Raw genomic sequence first — 21,274 nt, 5'->3', positions numbered from 1 at the left:
CCCTCGCAGTCAGCCCAGCGCGAATACCGCTGCCAAGGGCGGCAATCAGCACTATTCTGAAGATGCAGAACCTTCAAAGGAGACCATGACCAATCAGCAAAATTCCGGATCCGAGCCAGCCGCCCAGGACATGAGTCCCGAGGAGATCCAGGCTGTCATCGACCGGATTCTCGCCAAGGACGTCCCGGCCAGGAACGCAGCGGCAGCCGACGGTGGCCGCGCCGACAGCAAGGGTGTCCTGGGCAAAGCGCAGGCCATCTCACAGCTCGCCGAAGAGCACAGCACGTTCGACGGCGACCAGCAGGACCTCGAGGAACGCCGGGCACTGCGGCGCACGGCCGGGCTGTCCACCGAACTCGAAGACGTCACCGAAGTCGAATACCGGCAGCTGCGCCTGGAACGCGTGGTTCTCGCCGGCCTCTGGAGCGAAGGCACGCTGGCTGACGCCGAAAACTCGTTGCGCGAACTCGCCGCGCTGGCGGAAACAGCGGGCTCGGAGGTCCTCGACGGACTGGTCCAGCGCCGCGCCAAGCCGGACCCCGGCACGTTCCTCGGAGCAGGCAAGGCTTTGGAGCTCAAGGACGTTGTGATGTCCACCGGCGCGGACACCGTTGTGGTGGATGCCGAGCTCGCCCCGTCCCAGCGGCGCGGCCTTGAAGACATCGTCAAGGTGAAGGTCATCGACCGCACGGCCCTGATCCTCGACATCTTCGCCCAGCACGCCAAGAGCCGCGAAGGCAAGGCCCAGGTGGAGCTGGCACAGCTCGAATACCTCCTCCCGCGCCTCCGCGGCTGGGGTGAATCCATGTCCCGCCAGGCCGGTGGCCAGGTGGGCGGCGCAGGCGCCGGCATGGGCTCGCGCGGTCCCGGTGAAACCAAGATCGAACTGGACCGGCGCAGGATCCGCACCCGGATGGCCAAGCTGCGGCGCGAAATCGCCGCGATGAAGCCGGCACGGGAGACCAAACGGGCCAACCGCCGTCGTAATGAAGTCCCGTCAGTGGCCATCGCCGGATACACCAACGCCGGGAAGTCCTCGCTGCTGAACCGCCTTACCGACGCCGGCGTACTGGTGGAGAATGCCCTGTTCGCCACCCTGGACCCCACCGTCCGCAAGGCCGAGACCTCAGACGGCGTCGGCTACACGCTGGCCGATACCGTGGGCTTCGTCCGGTCCCTTCCCACCCAGCTGGTGGAGGCCTTCCGCTCCACCCTGGAGGAAGTGGCGGATGCAGACCTGATCCTGCACGTCGTGGACGTGTCCCACCCCGACCCCGAAGGCCAGATTGCCGCCGTGCGCTCGGTGTTCGCCGAGGTGGACGCCCGCAAAGTGCCCGAGATCATCGTCCTGAACAAGGCGGACGCCGCCGACCCCTTTGTGGTGGAGCGGCTCAAGCAGCGCGAACCGCGGCATGTGGTGGTTTCGGCACGCACGGGGGAGGGCATTGCCGAGCTGCTCAAGGCCATCAGCGAGGCCATCCCGCGGCCGAACGTCAAGATGCGGCTGCTCGTCCCGTACCACCGCGGCGATCTGATCAGCAAGCTCCACGACTCTGACGCGGAGATCCTGAGCCTGGATCACGAAGAGGGCGGCACCCGCGCCGTGGTCATGGTCCGGGAAGGCCTCGCGGCTGAACTGGAATCCTTCAGCACCGATGACTGACGGGGCGGCAGCCGCCGGTGCCGCGGCCACGGCCGGCGAGCAGCATGTGCTTGACCTGCTCGACCGTGCCGTGGCGGGCATGGGCGGCCAAAGCCGCAGTGGCCAGCATGAGATGGCCCGGCAGGTGGCGCGCGCAATAGAAACGGGCGACCACCTGCTGGTGCAGGCCGGCACCGGAACCGGCAAGTCGCTGGCTTATCTGGTCCCGCTCATCGCGCACTCGCTGGAGAGCAACAAGCCTGCCCTCGTGTCCACTGCCACCCTCGCCCTGCAGACGCAGATCGTGGGCAGGGACCTTCCCCGGCTCCTGGAAAGCCTCAAACCGGCACTCGACCGGCCTGTGAAGATTGCGCTGGTCAAGGGCCGCGCCAACTACGTCTGCAGGCACAAGCTCGAGGGCGGCTTTCCCTCCGAGGAACCATCGGAGGGCCAGCTCTTCTCGCTCGGCGAGGACACCAGCGTCCCGCACTTCGCCGCGGCGGTAGGCGGCCCCTCGTCGCAGCTCGGCAAGGAGGTGGTCCGGCTCCGCGAATGGGCGGAGCAGACCACGACCGGCGACCGTGACGAGCTGCTTCCCGGCGTCACGGACCGGGCCTGGCGGCAGGTGTCCGTCACGTCCATGGAATGCCTCGGCTCGCAGAAGTGCCCCCTCGCCGAAGAGTGCTTCAGTGAGCTTGCCCGCCATAACGCCACGGAAGCCGACGTCGTGGTGACCAACCACGCCATGCTGGCCGTCAGTGCCTTCGAAGGCCTGGCGGTGCTGCCGGAGTACGACGTCGTGGTGGTGGACGAGGCCCACGAACTCCAGGACCGGGTAACCGGTGCGGTTTCGGGGCAGCTGTCGGTGGCCATGGTCCACGCCGCAGCGTCCGGCGCACGCAAGCACACCGGCATTACCGTTGACGCGCTCAACACAGCGGCCGCCAACCTCGAGGTGGCTCTCGCCGGCGTTCCCAGCGGCCTGCTGCCCAACGGCCTGAACGACGAGCAGCTGGACTGTGTTGACCAGCTTCGTGAGGCCTGCCGGGCGGCGCTGTCGGATTCCAAGGGGGACAGCAATACAACGGCCGACGGCGGGCGGCAGCTCGCGCGCTCCCGCCTGCTGGTGATTCTGGAGCTTTGCGAACGGCTCATCGCCGCCCGGGAAAACCGCGAGGTGGTCTGGTTCTCCCGGAACAGCACGTTTGATCCCCAGCAGGGCTACTCCGCGCCGGACGAGACCGCCCCGGCGCTGGTCAACATCGCCCCGCTGAGCGTCGCTGGCCGGCTCCGGGAAGGGCTGTTCGCCGGGCATACAGTGGTGCTGACGTCGGCCACTCTGGCCATCGGCTCTGCCTTCGAACCCGCGGCTGGCGGATTGGGCCTGGTCGGGGACGGTGCGCCGAGCTGGACCGGCGTCGACGTAGGTTCGCCCTTCGACTACCCCAGGCAGGGAATCCTCTATGTAGCGGGGCACCTGCCGAAACCGGGCCGCGGCACGTCGCCGGAGGCGCTGGACGAACTCGAGTCTCTCATCCGCGCCTCGGGCGGGGGTGCGCTGTGTCTGTTCTCCTCACGGAGGGCGGCCGAGGAAGCCGCGGACGCCCTGCGCACGCGGCTGGATGTCAGCATTCTTTGCCAGGGCGAATCCACCATGACGGCCCTTGTGAAGCAGTTTGCTGACGAGCCCGATACCTGCCTGTTCGGCACGATGTCACTGTGGCAGGGGGTCGACGTGCCGGGCGGGTCCTGCCGCCTGGTGGTCATTGACCGGATTCCCTTCCCGCGGCCGGACGACCCGCTGATGACCGCGCGGTCCCGGGCCGTTGCCCAGGCCGGCGGCAACGGCTTCATGTCCGTATCCGCCACGCACGCGGCCATCAGGCTCGCCCAGGGGGCCGGACGGCTCATCCGGTCCACGAATGACAAGGGCGTGGTGGCGGTGCTGGACTCCAGGCTTTCCACAGAGCGCTACGGCGGGTTCCTGCGGGCCGCCCTTCCGCCGTTCTGGCCAACGACCGACCGGAAGACCGCCGTCGCGGCACTGGAAAGGCTCGCCGGCGCACAGACGTGAGGAAGCCCCGGGCCACTGCTGCCCGGGGCGTAAGGCTCCCTGAACGACGTTTCCGCTCCCTGAGCGATGTTTCCGGGGAGGAAGCCCGGCGGCTGCCGGCCCCGGAGGCTACAGCGAGCGGAGTACGGAAACCACCTTGCCCATGACAACCGCGTGGTCGCCGAGGATGGGTTCGTACTGGGTGTTCTGCGGCAGGAGCCAGGTGTGGCCGTCGCGCTGCCGGAATGTCTTGACTGTGGCTTCGTCGTCGAGCAGCGCCGCGACGATGTCGCCGTTGACCGCGTCGCTCTGCCGCCGGACCACCACCCAGTCGCCGTCGCAGATGGCGGCGTCCACCATGGAGTCGCCTGCGACCCTAAGCATGAACAGTTCGCCGTGGCCCACCAGTTGGCGGGGCAGCGGCATCAGCTCCTCCACCATCTGGTCCGCGAGGATGGGGCCGCCGGCCGCGATCCGGCCGACCAACGGCACCATTGCGGTGTCCATCGCGCTGGGCAGTTCGGACACGGAAGCGCCTGCAGCGCCCATGGCCGGGGCCTTGTCCGTGCCGCCGGATTTCGCCGTCCCCGCATCCAGGGTGAGTGGCATCAGCACCTCCATGGCGCGCGGACGCTTGGGGTCACGCCGAAGGTAGCCAAGCTTTTCCAGCTGGGAGAGCTGATGGGTCACGCTGGACAGGCTGGCCAGGCCGACGGTGTCGCCGATTTCCCGCATCGACGGCGGGTAGCCGTTTTCATTGACCGAACGCTGGATGGTTTCCAGGATCTTCTTCTGACGGAGTGTCAGTCCCTTGGGGGTCCGCTGAGACCGCGGGCTGCGCTGGGGAGCCTTGCCGTCAGAGGCCTGTGCTGCCATGTTCGCCAACGCCTTTCCGTTCCTCCCGGCCGCGGTAGCTGCAGTGGCCGGGAACTTCCGGCCTGAAAAATGTCAGACCCTGCTGATCAACTGCAGATGTGGTTGTTCTGTGTTTTCCAACGTAGGCCAGCCATAGGGCTTTTTCAAACATTTGTTCTAGCGAGTCTCGACTTAATTCGTTGATAGGTGCTAAAACTAGGAAAAGCAAAGTTCGAACATGTGTTCTAGTGGGGGCGGCTCGTCAGCCCGGTGTTCGAACTGTCCGTTCGAACACGAGGCAGTACAACTTGGTCCAGGAGGGCTCACGCCATGTCAGCTTCAACAGCAGTGCAGGCTTCAACAGCATTCCCGTCTGCGGATTCCCGCCGCGGCGCGGTGTCTCATCAGCGGGCGGTGACCCAACTGCGTGCGGTGTCCCAGTCCCGTGCGGCGTCCCGGCCAGGCAAGCCGCCGCGCCTTCGCCTCACCCGCCGCGGCCGGGTCGTCCTGATCGGCCTGCCGCTTGTTCTGCTTGCCGCCGTGATCCTGTCCCTGGCGGGGCTCCTGAACTCGCCGGCCAAGGCTGCAGACAGCGCCAGCGGCCTGACCGTCACGCCCACCGTTTCTGTCACGGTGCAGCCCGGTGAGTCACTCTGGGCCATCGCCGGAAAAGTCGACCCCGGCCGCGACCCCCGGGACGTGATTGCGGACATTGTCCAGCTCAACGACCTCCAGGCAGGGAAGGTCATGCCCGGCCAGCAGTTGTTTGTGCCGAACAAATAGGCGGTTTCTGGGCGCCGGGGCCGTCACAGTTTCCGGCCGGCCCTCCGGGTTACTTAAACTGTCTAGGTGACTGACCAGCTTGAGCGACTGAACCGACTGCCCCTGCGGACCAACCTGAGGGGGCTGTCCCCTTACGGCGCCCCGCAGCTTGACGTTCCGATCCTGCTCAACGTCAACGAGAACACGCATGGCGTGCCCGCCGACGTGCGGGCGGCCATCACCGCGGCCGTAAGCGAGGCCGCCACCGGACTCAACCGGTACCCCGACCGCGAATTCACTGAACTCCGGGAAGCCCTGGCTGAGTACCTCGGCCACGGGCTGAGCGCGGACAATCTCTGGGCAGCCAACGGCTCCAACGAGGTTCTTCAACAGATCCTCCAGGCCTTCGGCGGCCCGGGCCGTTCGCTCCTGAGTTTCCCGCCGACGTACTCCATGTACCCGCTCCTCGCCAGCGGCACGGACACCGCCTACATCGCCGGCAAGCGTGCCGATGACTACGGCCTCAGCGCCGAGTCGGCCGCAAGCCAGGTGCGCGAACTCCAGCCCAGCATTGTCTTCCTGTGCTCGCCCAACAACCCCACCGGCACCGGCCTGGGCCTGGACGTGGTGGAGGCCGTCTACGAGGCGGGCGAGGCCAGCCAGGCGGTCGTCGTCGTGGACGAGGCGTATCACGAGTTTGCGCACGACGGGACCCCCAGCGCTCTGACCCTGCTGCCCGGCCGGGAGCGGCTCATCGTGTCCCGGACCATGAGCAAGGCGTTCGCTCTCGCCGGCGCCCGCCTCGGTTACATGGCCGCGGCCCCGGAGGTGACCGACGCCCTCCGGCTCGTGCGCCTGCCCTACCACCTGTCGGCCGTCACGCAGGCAACCGCCCTCGCGGCTCTGCAGCACCGCGAGGCGCTCATGGCGGATGTCGAGGACATCAAGCGGCAGCGCGACCGGATTGTCGCGGAGCTGACGCGGATGGGGCTGCGGCCCGCGGCATCCGACTCCAACTACGTCTTCTTCGGCGGGCTGGAGAACCCCCATGAGGTCTGGCAGGGACTGCTGGACGCAGGGGTGCTTGTCCGGGACGTCGGCATCGCCGGCCACTTGCGGGTCACCGCCGGTACTGAGACGGAAACCACAGCCTTCCTGGAAGCGCTGGAAGGCATCCTGGCCCGGCAGGCCGCACTTCCGGCCTAAACTTGAACATGGACCAGGTCAGGTCCGCCCCCATCCTTCGTCAAAGGACATCTATCACCATGAGCGACACCGGAATCAAGGCTGCCGAGGCACGGACTGCCCGCATGGAGCGCGCCACCAGCGAATCTTCCGTGCTGGTGGAGATCAACCTCGACGGTACCGGAGTGTCGGACATCAGCACGTCGGTCCCGTTCTACGACCACATGCTGACGGCGCTGTGCAAGCACTCACTCATCGACATGACCGTCAAGGCCACCGGCGACATCCACATTGACGTCCACCACACCGTCGAGGACGTTGCCATCACGTTCGGCGAGGTGCTGCGCACCGCTCTGGGCAACAAGGCCGGGATCCGCCGCTTCGGTGAGGCCACCGTGCCGCTGGATGAGGCCCTGGCCCACGCCGTCGTTGACGTCTCCGGCCGGCCCTACCTGGTGCACGGCGGCGAGCCCGCCGGGCAGGAGTACCACCTGATCGGCGGCCACTTCACGGGCTCGCTGACCCGGCACGTCTTCGAGGCCATCACGCTGCACGCCGGCATCTGCCTGCACATGAACGTCATCGCCGGCCGCGACCCGCACCACATCGTGGAAGCCCAGTTCAAGGCATTCGCGCGGGCCCTCCGTGCAGCCGTCGAGCCGGATCCCCGCGTCGAAGGCATTCCGTCCACCAAGGGGGCACTGTGACCGGCAAAGTACTGCGCGAGGGCGCGATCATCGATCCGTCGGCAACGCTGAAGCCGGCTTCCCCGGAGGGCAAGCCCACCGTGACCGTCCTGGACTACGGCTCCGGCAACGTCCGTTCTGCCGTGCGTGCCCTGGAACGCGCCGGCGCCGAGGTCATCCTGAGCTCCAAGCCCGAGGACGTGCTGAACGCCGACGGGCTGGTCGTTCCCGGCGTTGGCGCCTTCGAAACGGTCATGCGCGAGCTCAAGGCCGTTGACGGCATCCGGATGATCGGCCGCCGCGTTGCCGGCGGACGTCCGGTCCTCGGCATCTGCGTCGGCCTCCAGGTGCTCTTCGAAGCCGGCGTCGAACACGGCACCGAAGCCGAAGGCATGGGGGAGTGGCCCGGCAAGGTGGAGCTCCTCCCCGCCGAGGTGGTGCCGCACATGGGGTGGAACACCGTCAAGGTTCCGGAAGGCTCCAGGCTGTTCGAGGGCGTCGAAGCTGAGCGGTTCTACTTCGTGCACTCCTACGGCGTCCAGAACTGGGACTTCGAGGTGATCCAGCCCCGGATGGCGCCGCCCCTGGTCACGTGGTCGGAGCACGGTGGTCCCTTCATCGCCGCCGTGGAGAACGGCCCGCTCTGCGCCACCCAGTTCCACCCGGAAAAGTCCGGTGACGCCGGCGCCCGGCTGCTCAAGAACTGGGTTGACGGGCTCCGCGGGCCGCATTCCCGGCCGGCGGCGGACGCCTAAATGTGGTCAATTCTCCTGATGGGACTGGCCGGCCTCCTGGTGGGCGGTGGGCTGTCCTTCAGGCAGCAGGGCAAGCCGCTCTGGATCCAGATCGGCTTCTACGTGTTGGCCGCCATGTCGCTGCTGGCCGCCTATCTGCTGACCCTTCCCGGCAAATAACCAATGAACCCGCCGTGTGCGCCGCAGAAGCCGCCGCGCACGGGAACCAGCGCCTACAAGAACTGAGGACCCCTAATGACCAGCCAAAACGAGCTGCCGGTACTTGAACTGCTTCCCGCCGTCGACGTCGTCAACGGCCAGGCCGTCCGGCTGGTCCAGGGCGAGGCCGGCAGCGAGACAAGCTACGGAACGCCGCTGGAGGCGGCGCTCAACTGGCAGCAGCAGGGCGCGGAATGGGTCCACCTGGTGGATCTGGACGCTGCCTTCGGACGCGGCTCAAACGCGGACCTGCTGCGCGAAGTGGTGGGCCGGCTGGACATCAAGGTCGAGCTCTCCGGCGGGCTCCGGGACGATGAATCCCTGGAAAAGGCGCTGGACCTGGGTGTCGCCCGGGTGAACCTCGGTACCGCCGCCCTGGAGAACCCGGACTGGACCGCGCGGGCCATCGACCGCTTCGGTGACCGGATCGCCGTCGGCCTGGACGTCCGGGGAACCACTCTCGCCGGCCGCGGCTGGACCAAGGAAGGCGGGGACCTGTGGGACGTGCTGGGCCGCCTCGAAGAGGCCGGCTGCGCACGCTACGTCGTTACCGACGTGACGAAGGACGGCACGCTGCAGGGGCCGAACGTTGAACTCCTGCGGCAGATGGTGGAAAAGACCGGCAAGCCCGTGGTGGCGTCCGGCGGCATTTCCAGCCTCGACGACCTGAGGGTCCTGCGCTCCCTGGTGCCGCTCGGCGTCGAAGGCGCGATTGTTGGCAAGGCCCTGTACGCCGGTGCCTTCACCCTGCCCGAAGCCCTCGACGCCGCCGGCCGCCGCTAAGGCATCGCCGTGACCGAGCACCAGCGCCACTCCGCGGACGGCGGCGTACCGGGCGCGGACCTGCCGCCGGTACGCCGGCTGCCCGGTCACATCGAGGCCGCCCTTGCCGGGGCAGGTGGCGCCACCGATTCGGCGGGACAGCCCTGGGCCGGGCGCAGCCTTGCCGGGGACGACGCCAAGATCCACAACTTCGAGGACGACGACGGCACGGCCGACGCCGGCTATCTCACCGCCGTCTCTGCCCTTGTTGCGGGCGACGGCGACGAGGCCGCGGTGGTTGCCTCGCTGGCCACCGCCCGTGTCTTTGTCCCGGTGGTCGCGCAGCTGGCGGAGGAAGCCGAGGGCGCGCATGGCGTGCACGCTGACAAGCAGGCCGACATGGCGCTGGTAACGCTCAAGGCGCCCGACGGGCGGCTCGCCATGCCCGTGTTCACCTCGGCGGCAGCCCTGGCGGCCTGGCACCCGGAAGCGCGGCCAGTGGCCGTCTACGCCGCGAGGGCAGCCCTGTCCGCCGTCTCCGAAGGCGCCGAGCTGCTGGTCGTGGACCCCGGTTCCGAAGTGACCTTCGTGGTCCGGCGCCCCGGTGTCTGGGCCCTCGCGCAGCAGCGGCAGTGGGTTCCGGCCTACCTGGACACCGAGCTGGCCGCGGTGCTGCGCGCCGGAGCGGACGGCAAACCCGCAGTCCGCGGCCTCGAGGTCCTTCCCGGCGGCGGAGTGGCCACCACCACGGCCTCGGGCAGCATGGTCGATGGCGGCGGAGCCGGACCGGAACTGCGGGTGGTGCTCTATCTGGAGGACGGACTTGATGCAGCCGCGGTCCAGGCCCTCGTCGCCGGCCTCCGGGCCGAGTGGAGCCGGAATGTATTGTTTGGTGAGCGCGTTGATTCGATCGAAGTCAAGCTAAGGCGCGCCGCGCAGTAGCCGCCGGCCCGGTCGGGTCCGTTCCGGCGCTGTCCGGCGGCGGAACTGAGGACACACCTGTGAATTTCAGCCTGTACCGGGAGCTGCTGGCCGTTCGGCCCATCCGCCGGCTCCTGGCGGTCGGCATGATTGCCCGCATTCCCCATTCGGCGGCGGGCGTCCTGCTGACCCTGCACATCGTCCTGACCCTCGGTGAGGGGTACGCGGCCGCGGGAACCGCGGCGGCCGTGATGACCATCGGGATCGCACTCGGGGCACCTTGGCGGGGCCGCCGGGTGGATACGGTGGGGCTGCGGACGGCGCTGATACCTTCCGTGATTTCGGAAACCGTCATCTGGTCAGTCGTGCCGCACGTCTCCTACCAGTGGCTGCTGCCCCTCGTGTTTGTCGGCGGCCTGCTGACGCTTCCCATTTTCAGCGTGGTGCGGCAGTCCCTGGGGGTTCTGGCGGACGGGGACCAGCGCAGGACCGCGTTCGCGCTGGACGCAGTGAGCACCGAGCTGGTGTTCATGATCGGCCCGGCCGCGGGTGCTGTTGTGGCCACGAGCGGCCATTCCGTGCTGGGGCTGACCGCCGTCGGCGTCTCGACGTCGCTGGCCGGACTCTTCCTGATGTGGTTCAACCCGCCCACCCGCACTGCTGTCCGCAACGAATCCTGTGAGGCGGACGAGCAGGAAGCCGCCGAGGTAGCCGTTGTGGCCGCCGCCCCCGCACATCTGCAGGAAGCTGCGGCTGAACTCGGTCCCGCGGCTGCGGGTAGCAGGCGGCGGGCAGTCCTGAGGCGCAGGGTGGCGCACAGCTTCGGCTGGTTCACCGCAGCGGTAGCCGCGGTGTTCGCCGTTGCCGCCGGCGCCGGCATGGTGCTCAGCGGCACCGATGTGGGAATCGTGGCTGCGCTGGAGACCGGCGGCCGCCAGGGCGAGATCGGCGTTGTGTTCCTCTTCTGGTGCGCCGCCTCGGTGGTGGGGGGCCTTGTCTACGGGGCCATGCACCGGCCCGTGTCACCGATCCTCCTGCTGCTGGGCATGGCTGCCCTGACCATTCCCATGGGCTTTGCCACCGACACACTGACTCTCAGCCTGTTGTCGTTGCTTCCGGGGCTCCTCTGTGCTCCGGTCCTTTCGGCAGCCTCCGAGAAGGTGGCCGAACTCGTCGACGAGGCCAGGCGGGGCGAGGCCATGGGCTGGTACGGGTCCGCGCTGACCGCCGGCGTGGCACTGGGGGCACCGCTGGCCGGCCTTTTCATCGACAGCATTGGCGCCGCGGGAGGCTTCGTGTCCGTCGGAGTGGCAGGGGTGCTGCTTTGCGTCGTGGGGCTCGTCCTGCAGCAGCGCCGCCGCCGCGCCGCCGCATCCTGACGGTCCCGGCTTTCGTTGGGGCTTCGGTGGGAAGGACTCCTGGGGGAAGTGCCCCAGAGGGCAAAAACGGCGGCGGGCCGGCCCCGAAGAGCCGGCCCGCCGCCGTCGAAGTTCAATCTTTAGTTCACTGCACCGGTGAATTTCTCACCGGGACCCTTGCCCGGGGGATCCGGAATGATGGACTCTTCGCGGAAGGCGAGCTGCAGGGACCGCAGGCCGTCGCGCAACGGACCGGCGTGCTGTGAACCGATCTCCGGGGCGGCAGCCGTCACCAGGCCGGCGAGGGCGGTGATGAGCTTGCGGGCCTCATCCAGGTCCTTGAGCTCAGCGGCGTTCTCCTCGGCGGCCAGGCCGAGCTTCACAGCGGAGGCGCTCATGAGGTGCACGGCCGCGGTGGTGATGACCTCGATCGCCGGAACTTCGGAGATGTCGCGGATCTGCTGCGTGACGTCGTCCCCGGCGCCGGGCGCCTGGTAGACGTGTGAATTGCTGTCTGGAGTGCTCATACTGGTAAGCTTGTCACAGACCGACTGGATGTCGTTATTTTGCCGTGTATGAGACCCACTGCCGCGAACGTGCGGTGAGCGGGTATCTTTCTGTAGAATTGATACTCAGTTTGCAAGCGGAGTTCTCTCCCACCCGCGTCAGCCGTTTTCCCTGGAAGGTTCAGGGCAGCAAGGTTGCCGGGTAACGGTCGGGCGGTTCACCGGGCATGAGTCCGGTGAAGTGCGTGCAGTCCCTGCGGGGGAGCACATCCGATCTTCGAGGCCTTCGATTGCTCCGGCAATTGGGGGCCTTCTCTATTTTGCCGGTGGAACACCCATTACAAACACAGGAGCTTTAACATTAGCGAGCCAAGAATCAATGAGCGTATCCGCGTCCCAGAGGTGCGGCTGGTCGGCCCTGCCGGCGAACAGGTAGGGATCGTCCGTATCGAGGATGCCCTGCGTCTGGCTGCCGAGTCCGACCTGGATCTCGTTGAAGTTGCACCGCAGGCCAAGCCTCCGGTGTGCAAGCTGATGGACTTCGGCAAGTACAAGTACGAAGCCGCAGTCAAGGCCCGTGAGGCCCGGAAGAACCAGACCAACACGGTTCTGAAGGAAATCCGGTTCCGCCTGAAGATCGACACCCACGACTACGAGACCAAGCGCGGCCACGCCCTTCGCTTCCTCGGAGCCGGGGACAAGGTCAAGGCCATGATCCAGTTCCGCGGCCGTGAGCAGCAGCGTCCCGAAATGGGCCTGCGCCTCCTTCAGCGTTTCGCTGAGGACGTGGCTGAAGTTGGTGTCGTGGAGTCAAGCCCGCGCATCGACGGCCGCAACATGGTCATGGTTATCGGTCCGCTGAAGAACAAGGCCGAGGCGAAGGCCGAAGCCCGCCGCGCTACGCAGCGTGCTGAGGCCAAGGCCCAGAACGAGGCCAAGGCAGCCGGCCGAGTCGACACCTCTGGTGACGATCAGGCCCCGCTGACGCAGTCGCTCGCCGACCTTCTGCCGGAAGGCTTCCAGGTTTCCGCGGAGGCAACGGCCGCTCCGGAAGCCGCCGTGGAAGCGCCTTCGGCTCCGGTTGAAGCAGCGCCTGCTGCCGAAGCTCCTGCCGCGGAAGCACCCAAGGCTGACGAAGCTCCCGCCGCGGAAGCACCCAAGGCAGCGGAAGCACCGAAGGCTGCGGAAGCACCCAAGGCTGCTGAAGCACCCAAGGCTGCGGAAGCTCCGAAGGCTGCCAAGGTGGCCGAGCCCAAGCGCGAGGCACCCCGGGCCGAGGCACCAAAGGCTGCGCCTGCTGCACCGAAGGCCGCGGCGCCTGCTGCTACCAAGACGGCAGAGGCCGAAACGCCTGCCCCGGCAGCGCCGAAGCCTGCGGCTGTTCCTTCCCCGCCCAAGCCGGTGGCCAGGCCCGCCGCGCCGAAGCCGGTGGCTCGTCCTGCCGCACCCCGGCCCACGCCGAAGCCGGCAGGCAAGAAGACCAACTAGTTCGAAAACTGCGGAAGGCATCCCCTTCAGGCAGCCAGCAACCAGCACGCTGTCCCCAGGGGCGGCTGCGCGAAAGACTGCAGACATGGTCTGCGGATACGTTAGGAGATCGGTTCCCATGCCGAAGATGAAAACCCACAGTGGTGCTAAGAAGCGCTTCAAGCTGACCGGCACCGGCAAGCTGCGCCGCCAGCAGGCCAACCGCCGCCACTACCTGGAGCACAAGTCCAGCCGCCTGACCCGCCGCCTTGCCGGCGACAAGATCGTCTTCAAGGGCGACGCCAAGGTCATCCGGAAGATGCTCGGCATCTAATTTCCAAGCACTCTGACTGACTGCCACCTGGCACCAGTCAACTACCAATAAGCCTTCTCAGGCCGGCCGGGTTACCGGCAGTAGATGCTTGGGATCAGATTTTTGAAGGAGTACGCACGTGGCACGTGTGAAGCGGGCGGTAAACGCCCACAAGAAGCGCCGGGTTATCCTCGAACGCGCCAAAGGCTACCGTGGGCAGCGCTCACGCCTGTACCGCAAGGCAAAAGAACAGCTGCTGCACTCGTTTGTGTACAGCTACGGTGACCGTAAGAAGAAGAAGGGCGACTTCCGCCGCCTGTGGATCCAGCGCATCAACGCTGCATCCCGCGCCAACGGCCTGACCTACAACCGCCTGATCCAGGGCCTGAAGGCCGCTGAGGTCGAGGTTGACCGCCGCATGCTGGCCGAGCTCGCCGTCTCCGACGCCAACGCTTTCGCTGCGCTGGTCCAGGTTGCCAAGGACTCCCTGCCTGCAGACACCTCCGCCCCGGCCGCCAAGGCCGAAGCTGCACCGAAGGCCAAGGCTACCCGCGCACGCGCTGCGAAGAAGCCGGCTGCTGCAGCTGCTGAGTAAGCAGGCAACACCCAGTTCAAGGACCGGTGGCAACAGCCACTAAGGTTTCTTATATGAACGAAACCGGGCGCCCGCAAGACTTTCCACTCTCCAACCCCCGAGCAGATCGGGTCAGGGACGTGGCAAAGCTTGCAGGGCGCCCGGCGCGTTTAAAGCGCCGGCAGTTCCTGGCCGAAGGCCCGCAGGCGGTCCGTGAGGCCCTGGTGCTTCACGGCAAGCGGATCGCCGTGGGCCAGCCCGGCATAGTCCGCGAGGTGTATGCCAGCGAAGCCTGCCTGGACCGGTACCCCGAGTTTGAGGAACTGGCCGTAGAAACCAGCGCCCGGCTCGCCACAGAGGACGTCCTGGCCGCCATGGCGGACACTGTCACCCCGCAGGGGATTGTTGCGGTGTGTGATTTCGTTGACGTCGCCCTGGCGGACGTTCTCGACGCCGGTCCGCGGCTGATTGCCGTGCTCTGCCAGGTCCGCGATCCCGGCAACGCCGGAACGGTGCTTCGGGCCGCAGACGCAGCCGGTGCCGACGCCGTGGTCCTGACCGGTTCCAGCGTGGACATCTACAATCCCAAGGCGGTCCGTTCGACCGCCGGCTCCCTTTTCCACTTGCCCGTTGTCCTGGGCGCCGACGTCAACGAGCTGGTGGCGCTGTGCAAGGGCCGGGGGATCGGCGTGCTTGCGGCGGACGGCTACGGGCAGCTGAACCTTGACCGTCTGCAGGACGAGAACGCCGCACGCCGGCTTGGCGCATCAACCGCCGGCTCGGACTACGCATTGGAGAACCCCACGGCCTGGCTTTTCGGCAACGAAGCCCAGGGGCTCTCCGAGGACGAGCTTGCCCTGGCGGACCACCGGGTGGCCGTGCCTGTGTATGGCGCCGCCGAGAGCCTCAACCTTGGCACGGCCGCCACGGTCTGCCTCTACGCGAGTGCGAGGTCCCAGCAGCCCGCCTAGGGCGTTAGTTTTTGTACAGATATTGGCCGCAGAAGGCGCTCTTGCTCGCGACAACTGTACAAAAACTCCAATCGTGGACAGCGTTGGCGATGATACAAATAGGAGCGGGGGCCCACCGTCCGGTGGACCCCCGCTCCTGTCTGTCTTGTCTGTTGTGGTACTGGGCCTACTGAGGACCAGTACCTGTGATCCGTGACTGTTACGGTGCCCGGGTGCTGTGGCTGCGGCCGGTGATTGCGCCGTAGATACCAGCGACTACGAGACCGCCGATGATGGCGAGGATCCAGGTGCCGAGGTCGAAGAACGCCAGGTCACCCTTGCCGAAGAGAAGGCTGCCGATCCAGCCGCCGACGATGGCGCCAACGACGCCCAGAACCAGGCTGGTGACCCAGCCGCCGCCGACCCTGCCGGGCATAACGGCTTTAACAATTGCGCCTACGATCAGGCCGAGAATAATCCAAGCAAGAAAACCCATTGTCTGCTCCTTCATATTCGTCGGGATCGATTCTTATCAGTCCCGATATGGCTTCAAGCTAACACAGCCTGCGTTTCTTTGTCAGCAGGCTTAGTTTTGGCTTTTTCGCGGCGCCCGAAGGCGGTGTGCGGTGTCCTGTCCGGGCCGGGCGGGTACGGTATTTACTAGACGGCGGTTCCATGCCGCCCTGTCCCATCCGTTGAAATACCCACGTGAAGAGGTGAGCCTCCCTTGGCTGCAAATGGCGGTACCAAGGCGATTGTTGCGGCGCTGGCCGCCAACCTGACCATCGCCGTCCTGAAGTTCGTCGCGTTCCTGCTGACACGCTCCTCATCCATGCTGGCTGAGGCCATCCACTCTGTCGCCGACTCGGGCAACCAGGTCCTGCTGCTGGTGGGCGGGAAGCGCGCCCAACGGGCAGCCAGCCCGGAACACCCCTTCGGCTACGGACGCGAGCGGTACATTTATGCGTTCATCGTTTCCATCGTGCTCTTCAGCGTCGGCGGCCTGTTTGCCCTGTATGAGGCATGGGAAAAGATCCAGCACCCGCACGGGATTGAAGGTGACTTCTGGTGGGTGCCCCTGGCCGTGCTGGTGGGTGCCATCATCGCCGAGGGATTCTCGTTCCGGACGGCCATCATCGAAGCCAACCACATCCGCGGCAGCCAGGGTTGGATCAGCTTCGTGCGGACCGCCAAGCAGCCCGAGCTTCCGGTGATCCTGCTCGAGGACTTCGGTGCCCTGCTGGGCCTGGTCTTCGCCCTGTTCGGCGTGGGGCTGACCCTGCTGACCGGTGACGGCATCTGGGACGGGATCGGGACTGGCATGATCGGCCTGCTGCTGGTAGCCATTGCCGTTATTTTGGCGATGGAGACCAAGTCGCTGCTGCTGGGGGAGTCGGCAACCAAGGACGACGTCGGACGCATCCGGCGCGCCATCGAGGCGGACGGCACCGCCATCATCCACCTCAAGACCCTGCACCTTGGCCCGGAGGAGCTGCTCGTGGCCGCCAAGATCAGCGTGGAGGCAGGTGATTCCGGGCTGGATATTGCCAGGGCCATCGACGACGCCGAATCCCGGATCCGCTCGGCAGTTCCCATCGCGCGGGTCATCTACCTGGAGCCCGACATCCGCCGTGCGCAGGTGGCCAGCGGGCCCGCCCTTGCGGGCGACCCGGGAGCCTAGCTGCTTGCCCGGGGGCCGCTGACCCCGAAGTTTTTTAGCCGCTGGCTTCGTGACTTCTGTTACGGGGCCAGCGGCTTTTTGCGTTCCAGCAGGCCGCTGAGCAGGGCCACCAGGAGGCCGAGAATGGCCAGGACGGCACCCACGAGGGCGGGCGCAACATAGCCCCAGCCCCAGGCGATCACGACGCCGCCGAGGAACGCGCCCAGGGCGTTGGCGACGTTCAGTGCGGCGTGGTTGAGTGAGGACGCCAGCGACGGCGCATCAGGAGACGCGTCCAGCAGCCGGGTCTGCAGGGCCGGGACGAGCATGGACCCGGCGCCGCCCACCACGAACACCATGACGAAGGCCGACCACGGCCAGTGCACGGCCACGGCGTACACCACCAGTGCGACGGCGATTCCCGGCAGGACGCGGTAGATGGTCCCCATCACGGACTTGTCCGCGATCCGGCCACCGACGATATTCCCGGCCACCATTCCCAGGCCGTACAAGGCCACCACGAACGGCAGCAGTGCGGCAGGGATCCCGGCCACGGAGGTCATCGTGTGGGAGATGTAGGTGTACGTGGCGAAGAACCCGCCAAATCCGACGATGCCGATGAGGATTGCCAGCCAGACCTGCGCCCGTTTGAGCGCGCCCAGCTCCCTGCGGATGCTGGCGTCCGCATGCGCCTGCTGGAACGGAACGAATTTCCAGATGAGCGCCAGGGTCACCAGCCCCAGCACTCCCACCAGGACAAAGAGCAGCCGCCAGCCAAAGGTCTGCCCGAGCCAGGTGGCGAAGGGAACACCGACCACGTTGGCAACGGTGAGCCCCGCCATGACCATGGAGATGGCCCAGCCCCGCTTTGTCGGCGCCACCAGCGAAGCGGCAATCACGGCGGCCACGCCAAAGAACGCGCCGTGCGGCAGCCCGGCGGCGAAACGGGAGACCAGCATGCTCGCGTAATCGGGAGCGATGAACGAGGACAGGTTGGCAACGCTGAAGAACAGCATGAGGCCCAGCGCAAGGAATTTGCGCGGCAGTTTCGCCCCGACGGCGGCAAGGACCGGCGCTCCCACGACGACGCCGAGGGCGTAGGCCGAGATGAGATGGCCGGCCTCGGGAGTGCTGATCCGGAGTCCGACTTCGACTTCCTTGAGCAGCCCCATCATGGCGAACTCGGTGACCCCGATGCCGAAGCCGCCCATGGCCAGGGCCAGGATGGCGGGGCCGATGCGCCTGGCGGCGGCCTTGGGCGTGCGGGGAGCCTGGACAGTGGAAGTCATGTGCCTGCTTTTCGAAGAAAGTTACGGAGTAGGCCTCGTTGCCACTGATATGTCTGATTTTAACAAGCTTCGTGGCGGGATGGATATTCCCTCCCGCGGAGGGCAGCACCATGGACAGGTGCCCCCAGAAACCCGGGCCCTCATAGACTGGACCGGTGACTGCACTGATCAACGTCGTCGGCGGCGCCGTGCTCGACTCGCTGTCCGCTCCCGCCCGGCTTCTCGTGGCGCGCCGGACGGCGCCTCCGCAGTTCGCCGGCATGTGGGAATTCCCGGGAGGCAAGGTGGAACCGGGCGAGGCCCCCGAACGTGCACTGCACCGGGAGCTCCGCGAGGAACTCGGCATCGGCGTCGTCCTTGGGAAGGAGCTGGAGGCGCCCGGGCCGGCCGGCTGGCCCCTGAACGAGAAAGCCGTGATGCGGGTGTGGTTCGCGGAAGTGGCCGACGGCGACCCCCGGCCGCTTGAGGACCACGATGAACTCCGCTGGGTCAGCATCCGCGAAGGTGACGAAGCTCTCAGCCTGCCTTGGATTCCGGCCGACCTCCCGATTGTCCAGGCGCTGCTCGCCAGCGTCGCCGCTGCGAGCCGTGCGGACTCCGTCCCCGGAAATTAACACCACCCCTCGGGGCTTTCTTCGAGCAGATTGTTCGGATTTGTTGCCTTTCAGGGCAGCTGGGCAGAATTACATGCTGGACACCCCGCGGTGTCTCACTCCTTGGACAATTCCGGGAGATCCGCCCATCCCCTGAAGGAACCGCATGATATCCGTGAGCCGCGTCGTCAAGAGCTACGGCTCCGGTACCGCGCAGGTCCGTGCCCTCGACGACGTGACAATGTCCGTGAAAAAGGGCGAAATCTTCGGGGTGGTGGGGCAAAGCGGCGCGGGCAAGAGCACCTTGATCCGCACCATCAACTCCCTGGAGCAGCCCGACTCCGGCACTGTTCACGTCGGTGGCCGGGACATGACCCGGCTTGCAGGCAAGGAGCTGCGGCAGGCCCGCCACGGCATCGGCATGATCTTCCAGCACTTCAACCTCCTCAGCGGGCGGACAGCGCGGGCGAACGTCGAGCTGTCGCTGGAGATCACCGGCGCGGGCCGGGCCCAGCGCCGGACGCGGGCGCTGGAAATCCTTGAACTCGTTGGCCTGCACGGCAAGGCGGACGCCTATCCCGCCCAGCTCTCAGGCGGCCAGAAGCAGCGCGTCGGCATCGCCCGCGCGCTGGCGTCCAACCCGAACGTCCTGCTCAGCGACGAAGCCACCTCGGCGCTGGATCCGGACACCACGCGCCAGATCCTCGACCTGATCCGGCAGCTGAGCAAGGATTTGGGCCTGACCGTGCTCCTCATCACGCACGAGATGGACGTGGTCAAGCGCATCTGCGACTCGGCCGCCGTCATGAGCCAGGGAAGGATCCTCGAACAGGGATCCGTCGAGAAACTGCTGACCACGGAGAAGTCCCTGCTTGGCCAGGCACTCTTCCCCCTTGGCGACATCCCGCATACGTCCAACGCAGTCGTGGAGATCACCTTCACCGGAATGGCCACCGACCGGCCGGTCATAGCCCAGTTGGCACGCCAGCACGGGATCGATGTGGGGATCCTGGGCGCCGCTGTGGAGACCATCCACGGCCGCCAGACGGGACGGACCCGGCTGGAACTGCCCGGCGATGAAAGGACTGTGTCCGGAGCCGTCGCCGACCTGCGGTCCCAAGGACTCTACGTGGAGGTAATCAAGTGATCGACCGCAACGATCCCTACTTTTGGGCGGACCTGCTGGACACCATCCTCAAGGGAGCCGGGGAGACCTTTTACACGGTCGGCGTCAGCCTGCTCCTCACGGTCCTGTTCGGGCTGGCGGCCGGCGTACTGCTGGTTACCACTGAGGCTGACGGGCTGCTGGCCAGACCGTTCGGCAGCCGCGCCCTGGGCGTCGCGGTGAACCGGGTACTCGACGTCGTGGTGAACATCGGGCGGTCCATCCCGTTCATCATCCTGATGATCCTCCTGATTCCCTTCACCCGCCTGCTGGTCGGCTCCTTCATCGGTCCGACGGCGGCGATCGTGCCGCTGGCGATCGCCGGCATTGCGTTCTTCGCCCGACTCGTGGAAATCGGCATCCGCGAGGTGCCCAAGGGCCTCGTTGAGGCTGCCCAATCGCTGGGCGCAACCCGGTGGACGATTCTCACCAAGGTCCTGGTAGCCGAGGCAGTCCCCGCCCTCGCTCTGGGGCTGTCCACCACGGTTGTGGGCCTCATCGGATACTCCGCCATGGTGGGCGCGGTTGGCGGCGGCGGACTGGGCGATGTGGCCTTCCGCTACGGCTACCAGCGCTACAGCCCCGAGTACATGTTGGCCGTCGTCATCCTGCTGATCCTCCTGGTCCAGGTGTTCCAGTCGCTGGGCAACCTCGCCGCCCGCAGGCTGTCCCACCGCTGACAGCGATTCTCACACCCACTCGATTTTCATCCCCATCCGCTCCACCCTGAAAGAGTTCAGCATGATCCGATCCACCGTCCTCAAGGCTGCCGCGGCCGGAGCCGCCGCCGTCCTGGCCCTCTCTGCCTGCGGCAGCCCAAGCCCGTCCAGCGCCTCGGAAACCATTAAAGTGGGTGCCCTCGCGGTGCCCGCCGGCGACATGCTCAAGCACGTCCAGCGGGAGCTTGCGCCCAAGGAAGGCCTCACGGTCGAATACAAGGAGTTCAGCGACTACAACACGCCGAACCCCGCCGTGAGCGACGGCGACATTGACGCCAACCTCTTCCAGAACACCACGTTCATGGAGACGTACAACAAGGCCTCCGGCAAGAACCTGATCAGCGTCGGAAAGGTGTATCTGCCGCCGATGGCCCTGTACTCCAACGAGGTGAAGAGCGTGGACGCCCTGCCCGAGGGTGCGTCGGTGGCCATTCCCAATGACCCCACCAATGAGGCCCGCGCGCTGAAGCTGCTCGCGTCCAAGGGGCTCATCGAGGTGACGGAGAACCCCATCACCCTCAAAGATGTGACGGCGAACCCCAAGAACCTGAAGTTCACGGAGATCGAAAACGCCAGCCTCCCGCAGGCACTGAACGACAAGGATGCGGCCATTGTCACCCTGGCGTTCGCCCTGCCGGCGGGCCTGAGCACGGACAAGCAGATCCTCGTCGAGGGCAAGGACAGCGCCTACTACAACGTGCTGGCCGTGAACGCCGACAAGAAGGACGACGCTCGGGTGCAGAAGCTCTACAAGATCCTGACCTCGCAGGAGATGAAGGACTTCATCCAGACGGAGTTCAAGGGCCTGGTGATTCCGGCCAGCTAAGGCTGAAAACGGAGGGCAGGACGGTCACCGTCCTG

At 66.7% G+C, this 21,274-nt stretch carries 23 protein-coding genes; 19 read left to right on the top strand and 4 right to left on the bottom strand.

Annotation, left to right across the window (positions count from 1 at the left end; translation table 11 throughout):
* Positions 1-85 precede the first annotated feature (85 nt).
* Entirely contained in the window at positions 86-1,663 is a 1,578-nt protein-coding gene (gene hflX, locus AC57BR_RS12490; RefSeq protein ID WP_496360969.1) for a GTPase HflX, read from the top strand.
* Positions 1,656-3,716 (top strand): ATP-dependent DNA helicase, encoded by a 2,061-nt coding sequence (locus AC57BR_RS12485; RefSeq protein ID WP_496360967.1) that lies wholly within the window; start codon positions 1,656-1,658, stop codon positions 3,714-3,716. The genes hflX and AC57BR_RS12485 overlap by 8 nt, the downstream gene beginning before the upstream one ends.
* Before the next feature lie 108 nt (positions 3,717-3,824).
* On the opposite strand, the gene lexA is transcribed toward AC57BR_RS12485, so the two are convergent.
* A complete protein-coding gene (gene lexA, locus AC57BR_RS12480; protein WP_496360965.1) occupies positions 3,825-4,571 on the bottom strand; it encodes a transcriptional repressor LexA in 747 nt (248 codons plus the stop codon).
* A gap of 309 nt (positions 4,572-4,880) precedes the next feature.
* Between lexA and AC57BR_RS12475 the strand changes: the two genes are divergently transcribed.
* From AC57BR_RS12475 to AC57BR_RS12440, 8 genes are all read left to right on the top strand, one after another.
* The gene (locus AC57BR_RS12475) at positions 4,881-5,333 is read left to right on the top strand and encodes a LysM peptidoglycan-binding domain-containing protein (RefSeq protein ID WP_496360963.1); all 453 of its coding nucleotides are present in this window, start codon (positions 4,881-4,883) and stop codon (positions 5,331-5,333) included.
* A gap of 66 nt (positions 5,334-5,399) precedes the next feature.
* On the top strand, positions 5,400-6,518 hold the full coding sequence (locus tag AC57BR_RS12470; protein WP_496360961.1) for a histidinol-phosphate transaminase: 1,119 nt from the start codon (positions 5,400-5,402) through the stop codon (positions 6,516-6,518).
* Between the two features lie 59 nt (positions 6,519-6,577).
* Positions 6,578-7,204, top strand: coding sequence for an imidazoleglycerol-phosphate dehydratase HisB (hisB, locus tag AC57BR_RS12465; protein ID WP_496360959.1), 627 nt, complete (start codon positions 6,578-6,580; stop codon positions 7,202-7,204).
* Positions 7,201-7,938: an imidazole glycerol phosphate synthase subunit HisH gene (hisH, locus tag AC57BR_RS12460; protein WP_496360957.1), complete on the top strand. Its 738-nt coding sequence runs from the start codon at positions 7,201-7,203 to the stop codon at positions 7,936-7,938. The genes hisB and hisH overlap by 4 nt, the downstream gene beginning before the upstream one ends.
* On the top strand, positions 7,939-8,097 hold the full coding sequence (locus tag AC57BR_RS12455; protein WP_496360955.1) for a CG2302 family histidine operon protein: 159 nt from the start codon (positions 7,939-7,941) through the stop codon (positions 8,095-8,097).
* A 75-nt stretch (positions 8,098-8,172) separates the two neighbouring features.
* Positions 8,173-8,919, top strand: coding sequence for a bifunctional 1-(5-phosphoribosyl)-5-((5-phosphoribosylamino)methylideneamino)imidazole-4-carboxamide isomerase/phosphoribosylanthranilate isomerase PriA (gene priA / locus AC57BR_RS12450; protein ID WP_496360953.1), 747 nt, complete (start codon positions 8,173-8,175; stop codon positions 8,917-8,919).
* Between the two features lie 9 nt (positions 8,920-8,928).
* Positions 8,929-9,840: an SseB family protein gene (locus AC57BR_RS12445; RefSeq protein ID WP_496360951.1), complete on the top strand. Its 912-nt coding sequence runs from the start codon at positions 8,929-8,931 to the stop codon at positions 9,838-9,840.
* Positions 9,841-9,899: 59 nt separating this feature from the next.
* Entirely contained in the window at positions 9,900-11,198 is a 1,299-nt protein-coding gene (locus tag AC57BR_RS12440; protein WP_496360949.1) for an MFS transporter, read from the top strand.
* A 119-nt stretch (positions 11,199-11,317) separates the two neighbouring features.
* On the opposite strand, the gene AC57BR_RS12435 is transcribed toward AC57BR_RS12440, so the two are convergent.
* Positions 11,318-11,704, bottom strand: coding sequence for a DUF1844 domain-containing protein (locus AC57BR_RS12435; protein WP_003798723.1), 387 nt, complete (start codon positions 11,702-11,704; stop codon positions 11,318-11,320).
* 381 nt (positions 11,705-12,085) lie between these two features.
* On the opposite strand from AC57BR_RS12435, the gene infC reads away from it, so the two are divergent.
* From infC to AC57BR_RS12415, 4 genes are all read left to right on the top strand, one after another.
* Positions 12,086-13,171 (top strand): translation initiation factor IF-3, encoded by a 1,086-nt coding sequence (gene infC, locus AC57BR_RS12430; RefSeq protein ID WP_496360946.1) that lies wholly within the window; start codon positions 12,086-12,088, stop codon positions 13,169-13,171.
* 118 nt (positions 13,172-13,289) lie between these two features.
* Positions 13,290-13,484, top strand: coding sequence for a 50S ribosomal protein L35 (rpmI, locus tag AC57BR_RS12425; RefSeq protein ID WP_003798720.1), 195 nt, complete (start codon positions 13,290-13,292; stop codon positions 13,482-13,484).
* Between the two features lie 118 nt (positions 13,485-13,602).
* The gene (gene rplT, locus AC57BR_RS12420; protein WP_003798718.1) at positions 13,603-14,058 is read left to right on the top strand and encodes a 50S ribosomal protein L20; all 456 of its coding nucleotides are present in this window, start codon (positions 13,603-13,605) and stop codon (positions 14,056-14,058) included.
* Positions 14,059-14,111: 53 nt separating this feature from the next.
* Complete coding sequence (locus AC57BR_RS12415) at positions 14,112-15,008, top strand: TrmH family RNA methyltransferase (protein ID WP_496360943.1); 897 nt, start codon at positions 14,112-14,114, stop codon at positions 15,006-15,008.
* 199 nt (positions 15,009-15,207) lie between these two features.
* On the opposite strand, the gene AC57BR_RS12410 is transcribed toward AC57BR_RS12415, so the two are convergent.
* Positions 15,208-15,483: a GlsB/YeaQ/YmgE family stress response membrane protein gene (locus tag AC57BR_RS12410; protein ID WP_003798714.1), complete on the bottom strand. Its 276-nt coding sequence runs from the start codon at positions 15,481-15,483 to the stop codon at positions 15,208-15,210.
* 231 nt (positions 15,484-15,714) lie between these two features.
* On the opposite strand from AC57BR_RS12410, the gene AC57BR_RS12405 reads away from it, so the two are divergent.
* On the top strand, positions 15,715-16,668 hold the full coding sequence (locus tag AC57BR_RS12405; RefSeq protein WP_496360941.1) for a cation diffusion facilitator family transporter: 954 nt from the start codon (positions 15,715-15,717) through the stop codon (positions 16,666-16,668).
* 59 nt (positions 16,669-16,727) lie between these two features.
* Here AC57BR_RS12405 and AC57BR_RS12400 read toward each other — a convergent pair whose 3' ends face one another.
* Complete coding sequence (locus tag AC57BR_RS12400; protein WP_496360939.1) at positions 16,728-17,936, bottom strand: MFS transporter; 1,209 nt, start codon at positions 17,934-17,936, stop codon at positions 16,728-16,730.
* A gap of 155 nt (positions 17,937-18,091) precedes the next feature.
* Here AC57BR_RS12400 and AC57BR_RS12395 point away from each other — a divergent pair, with 155 nt between their 5' ends.
* The 4 genes from AC57BR_RS12395 to AC57BR_RS12380 all read left to right on the top strand — a co-directional run bounded on the left by AC57BR_RS12395 (position 18,092) and on the right by AC57BR_RS12380 (position 21,239).
* Positions 18,092-18,550: a (deoxy)nucleoside triphosphate pyrophosphohydrolase gene (locus AC57BR_RS12395; RefSeq protein WP_496360937.1), complete on the top strand. Its 459-nt coding sequence runs from the start codon at positions 18,092-18,094 to the stop codon at positions 18,548-18,550.
* Positions 18,551-18,695: 145 nt separating this feature from the next.
* Positions 18,696-19,676 (top strand): methionine ABC transporter ATP-binding protein, encoded by a 981-nt coding sequence (locus AC57BR_RS12390; RefSeq protein ID WP_496360935.1) that lies wholly within the window; start codon positions 18,696-18,698, stop codon positions 19,674-19,676.
* Positions 19,673-20,374 carry a methionine ABC transporter permease gene (locus tag AC57BR_RS12385; protein WP_496360933.1) on the top strand — a complete coding sequence of 234 codons (702 nt, stop codon included), beginning with the start codon at positions 19,673-19,675 and terminating at the stop codon, positions 20,372-20,374. Before AC57BR_RS12390 ends, AC57BR_RS12385 begins: the two co-directional genes overlap by 4 nt.
* Before the next feature lie 61 nt (positions 20,375-20,435).
* Positions 20,436-21,239, top strand: a complete 804-nt coding sequence (locus AC57BR_RS12380) for a MetQ/NlpA family ABC transporter substrate-binding protein (protein ID WP_496360931.1) — start codon at positions 20,436-20,438, stop codon at positions 21,237-21,239.
* Positions 21,240-21,274 lie beyond the last annotated feature (35 nt).

The organism is Arthrobacter sp. BGA-UO-ETr-C19, from assembly GCF_059568005.1.
Note: the sequence above shows the minus strand (reverse complement) of the source record. Positions and strands in the feature narration are given on the sequence as shown.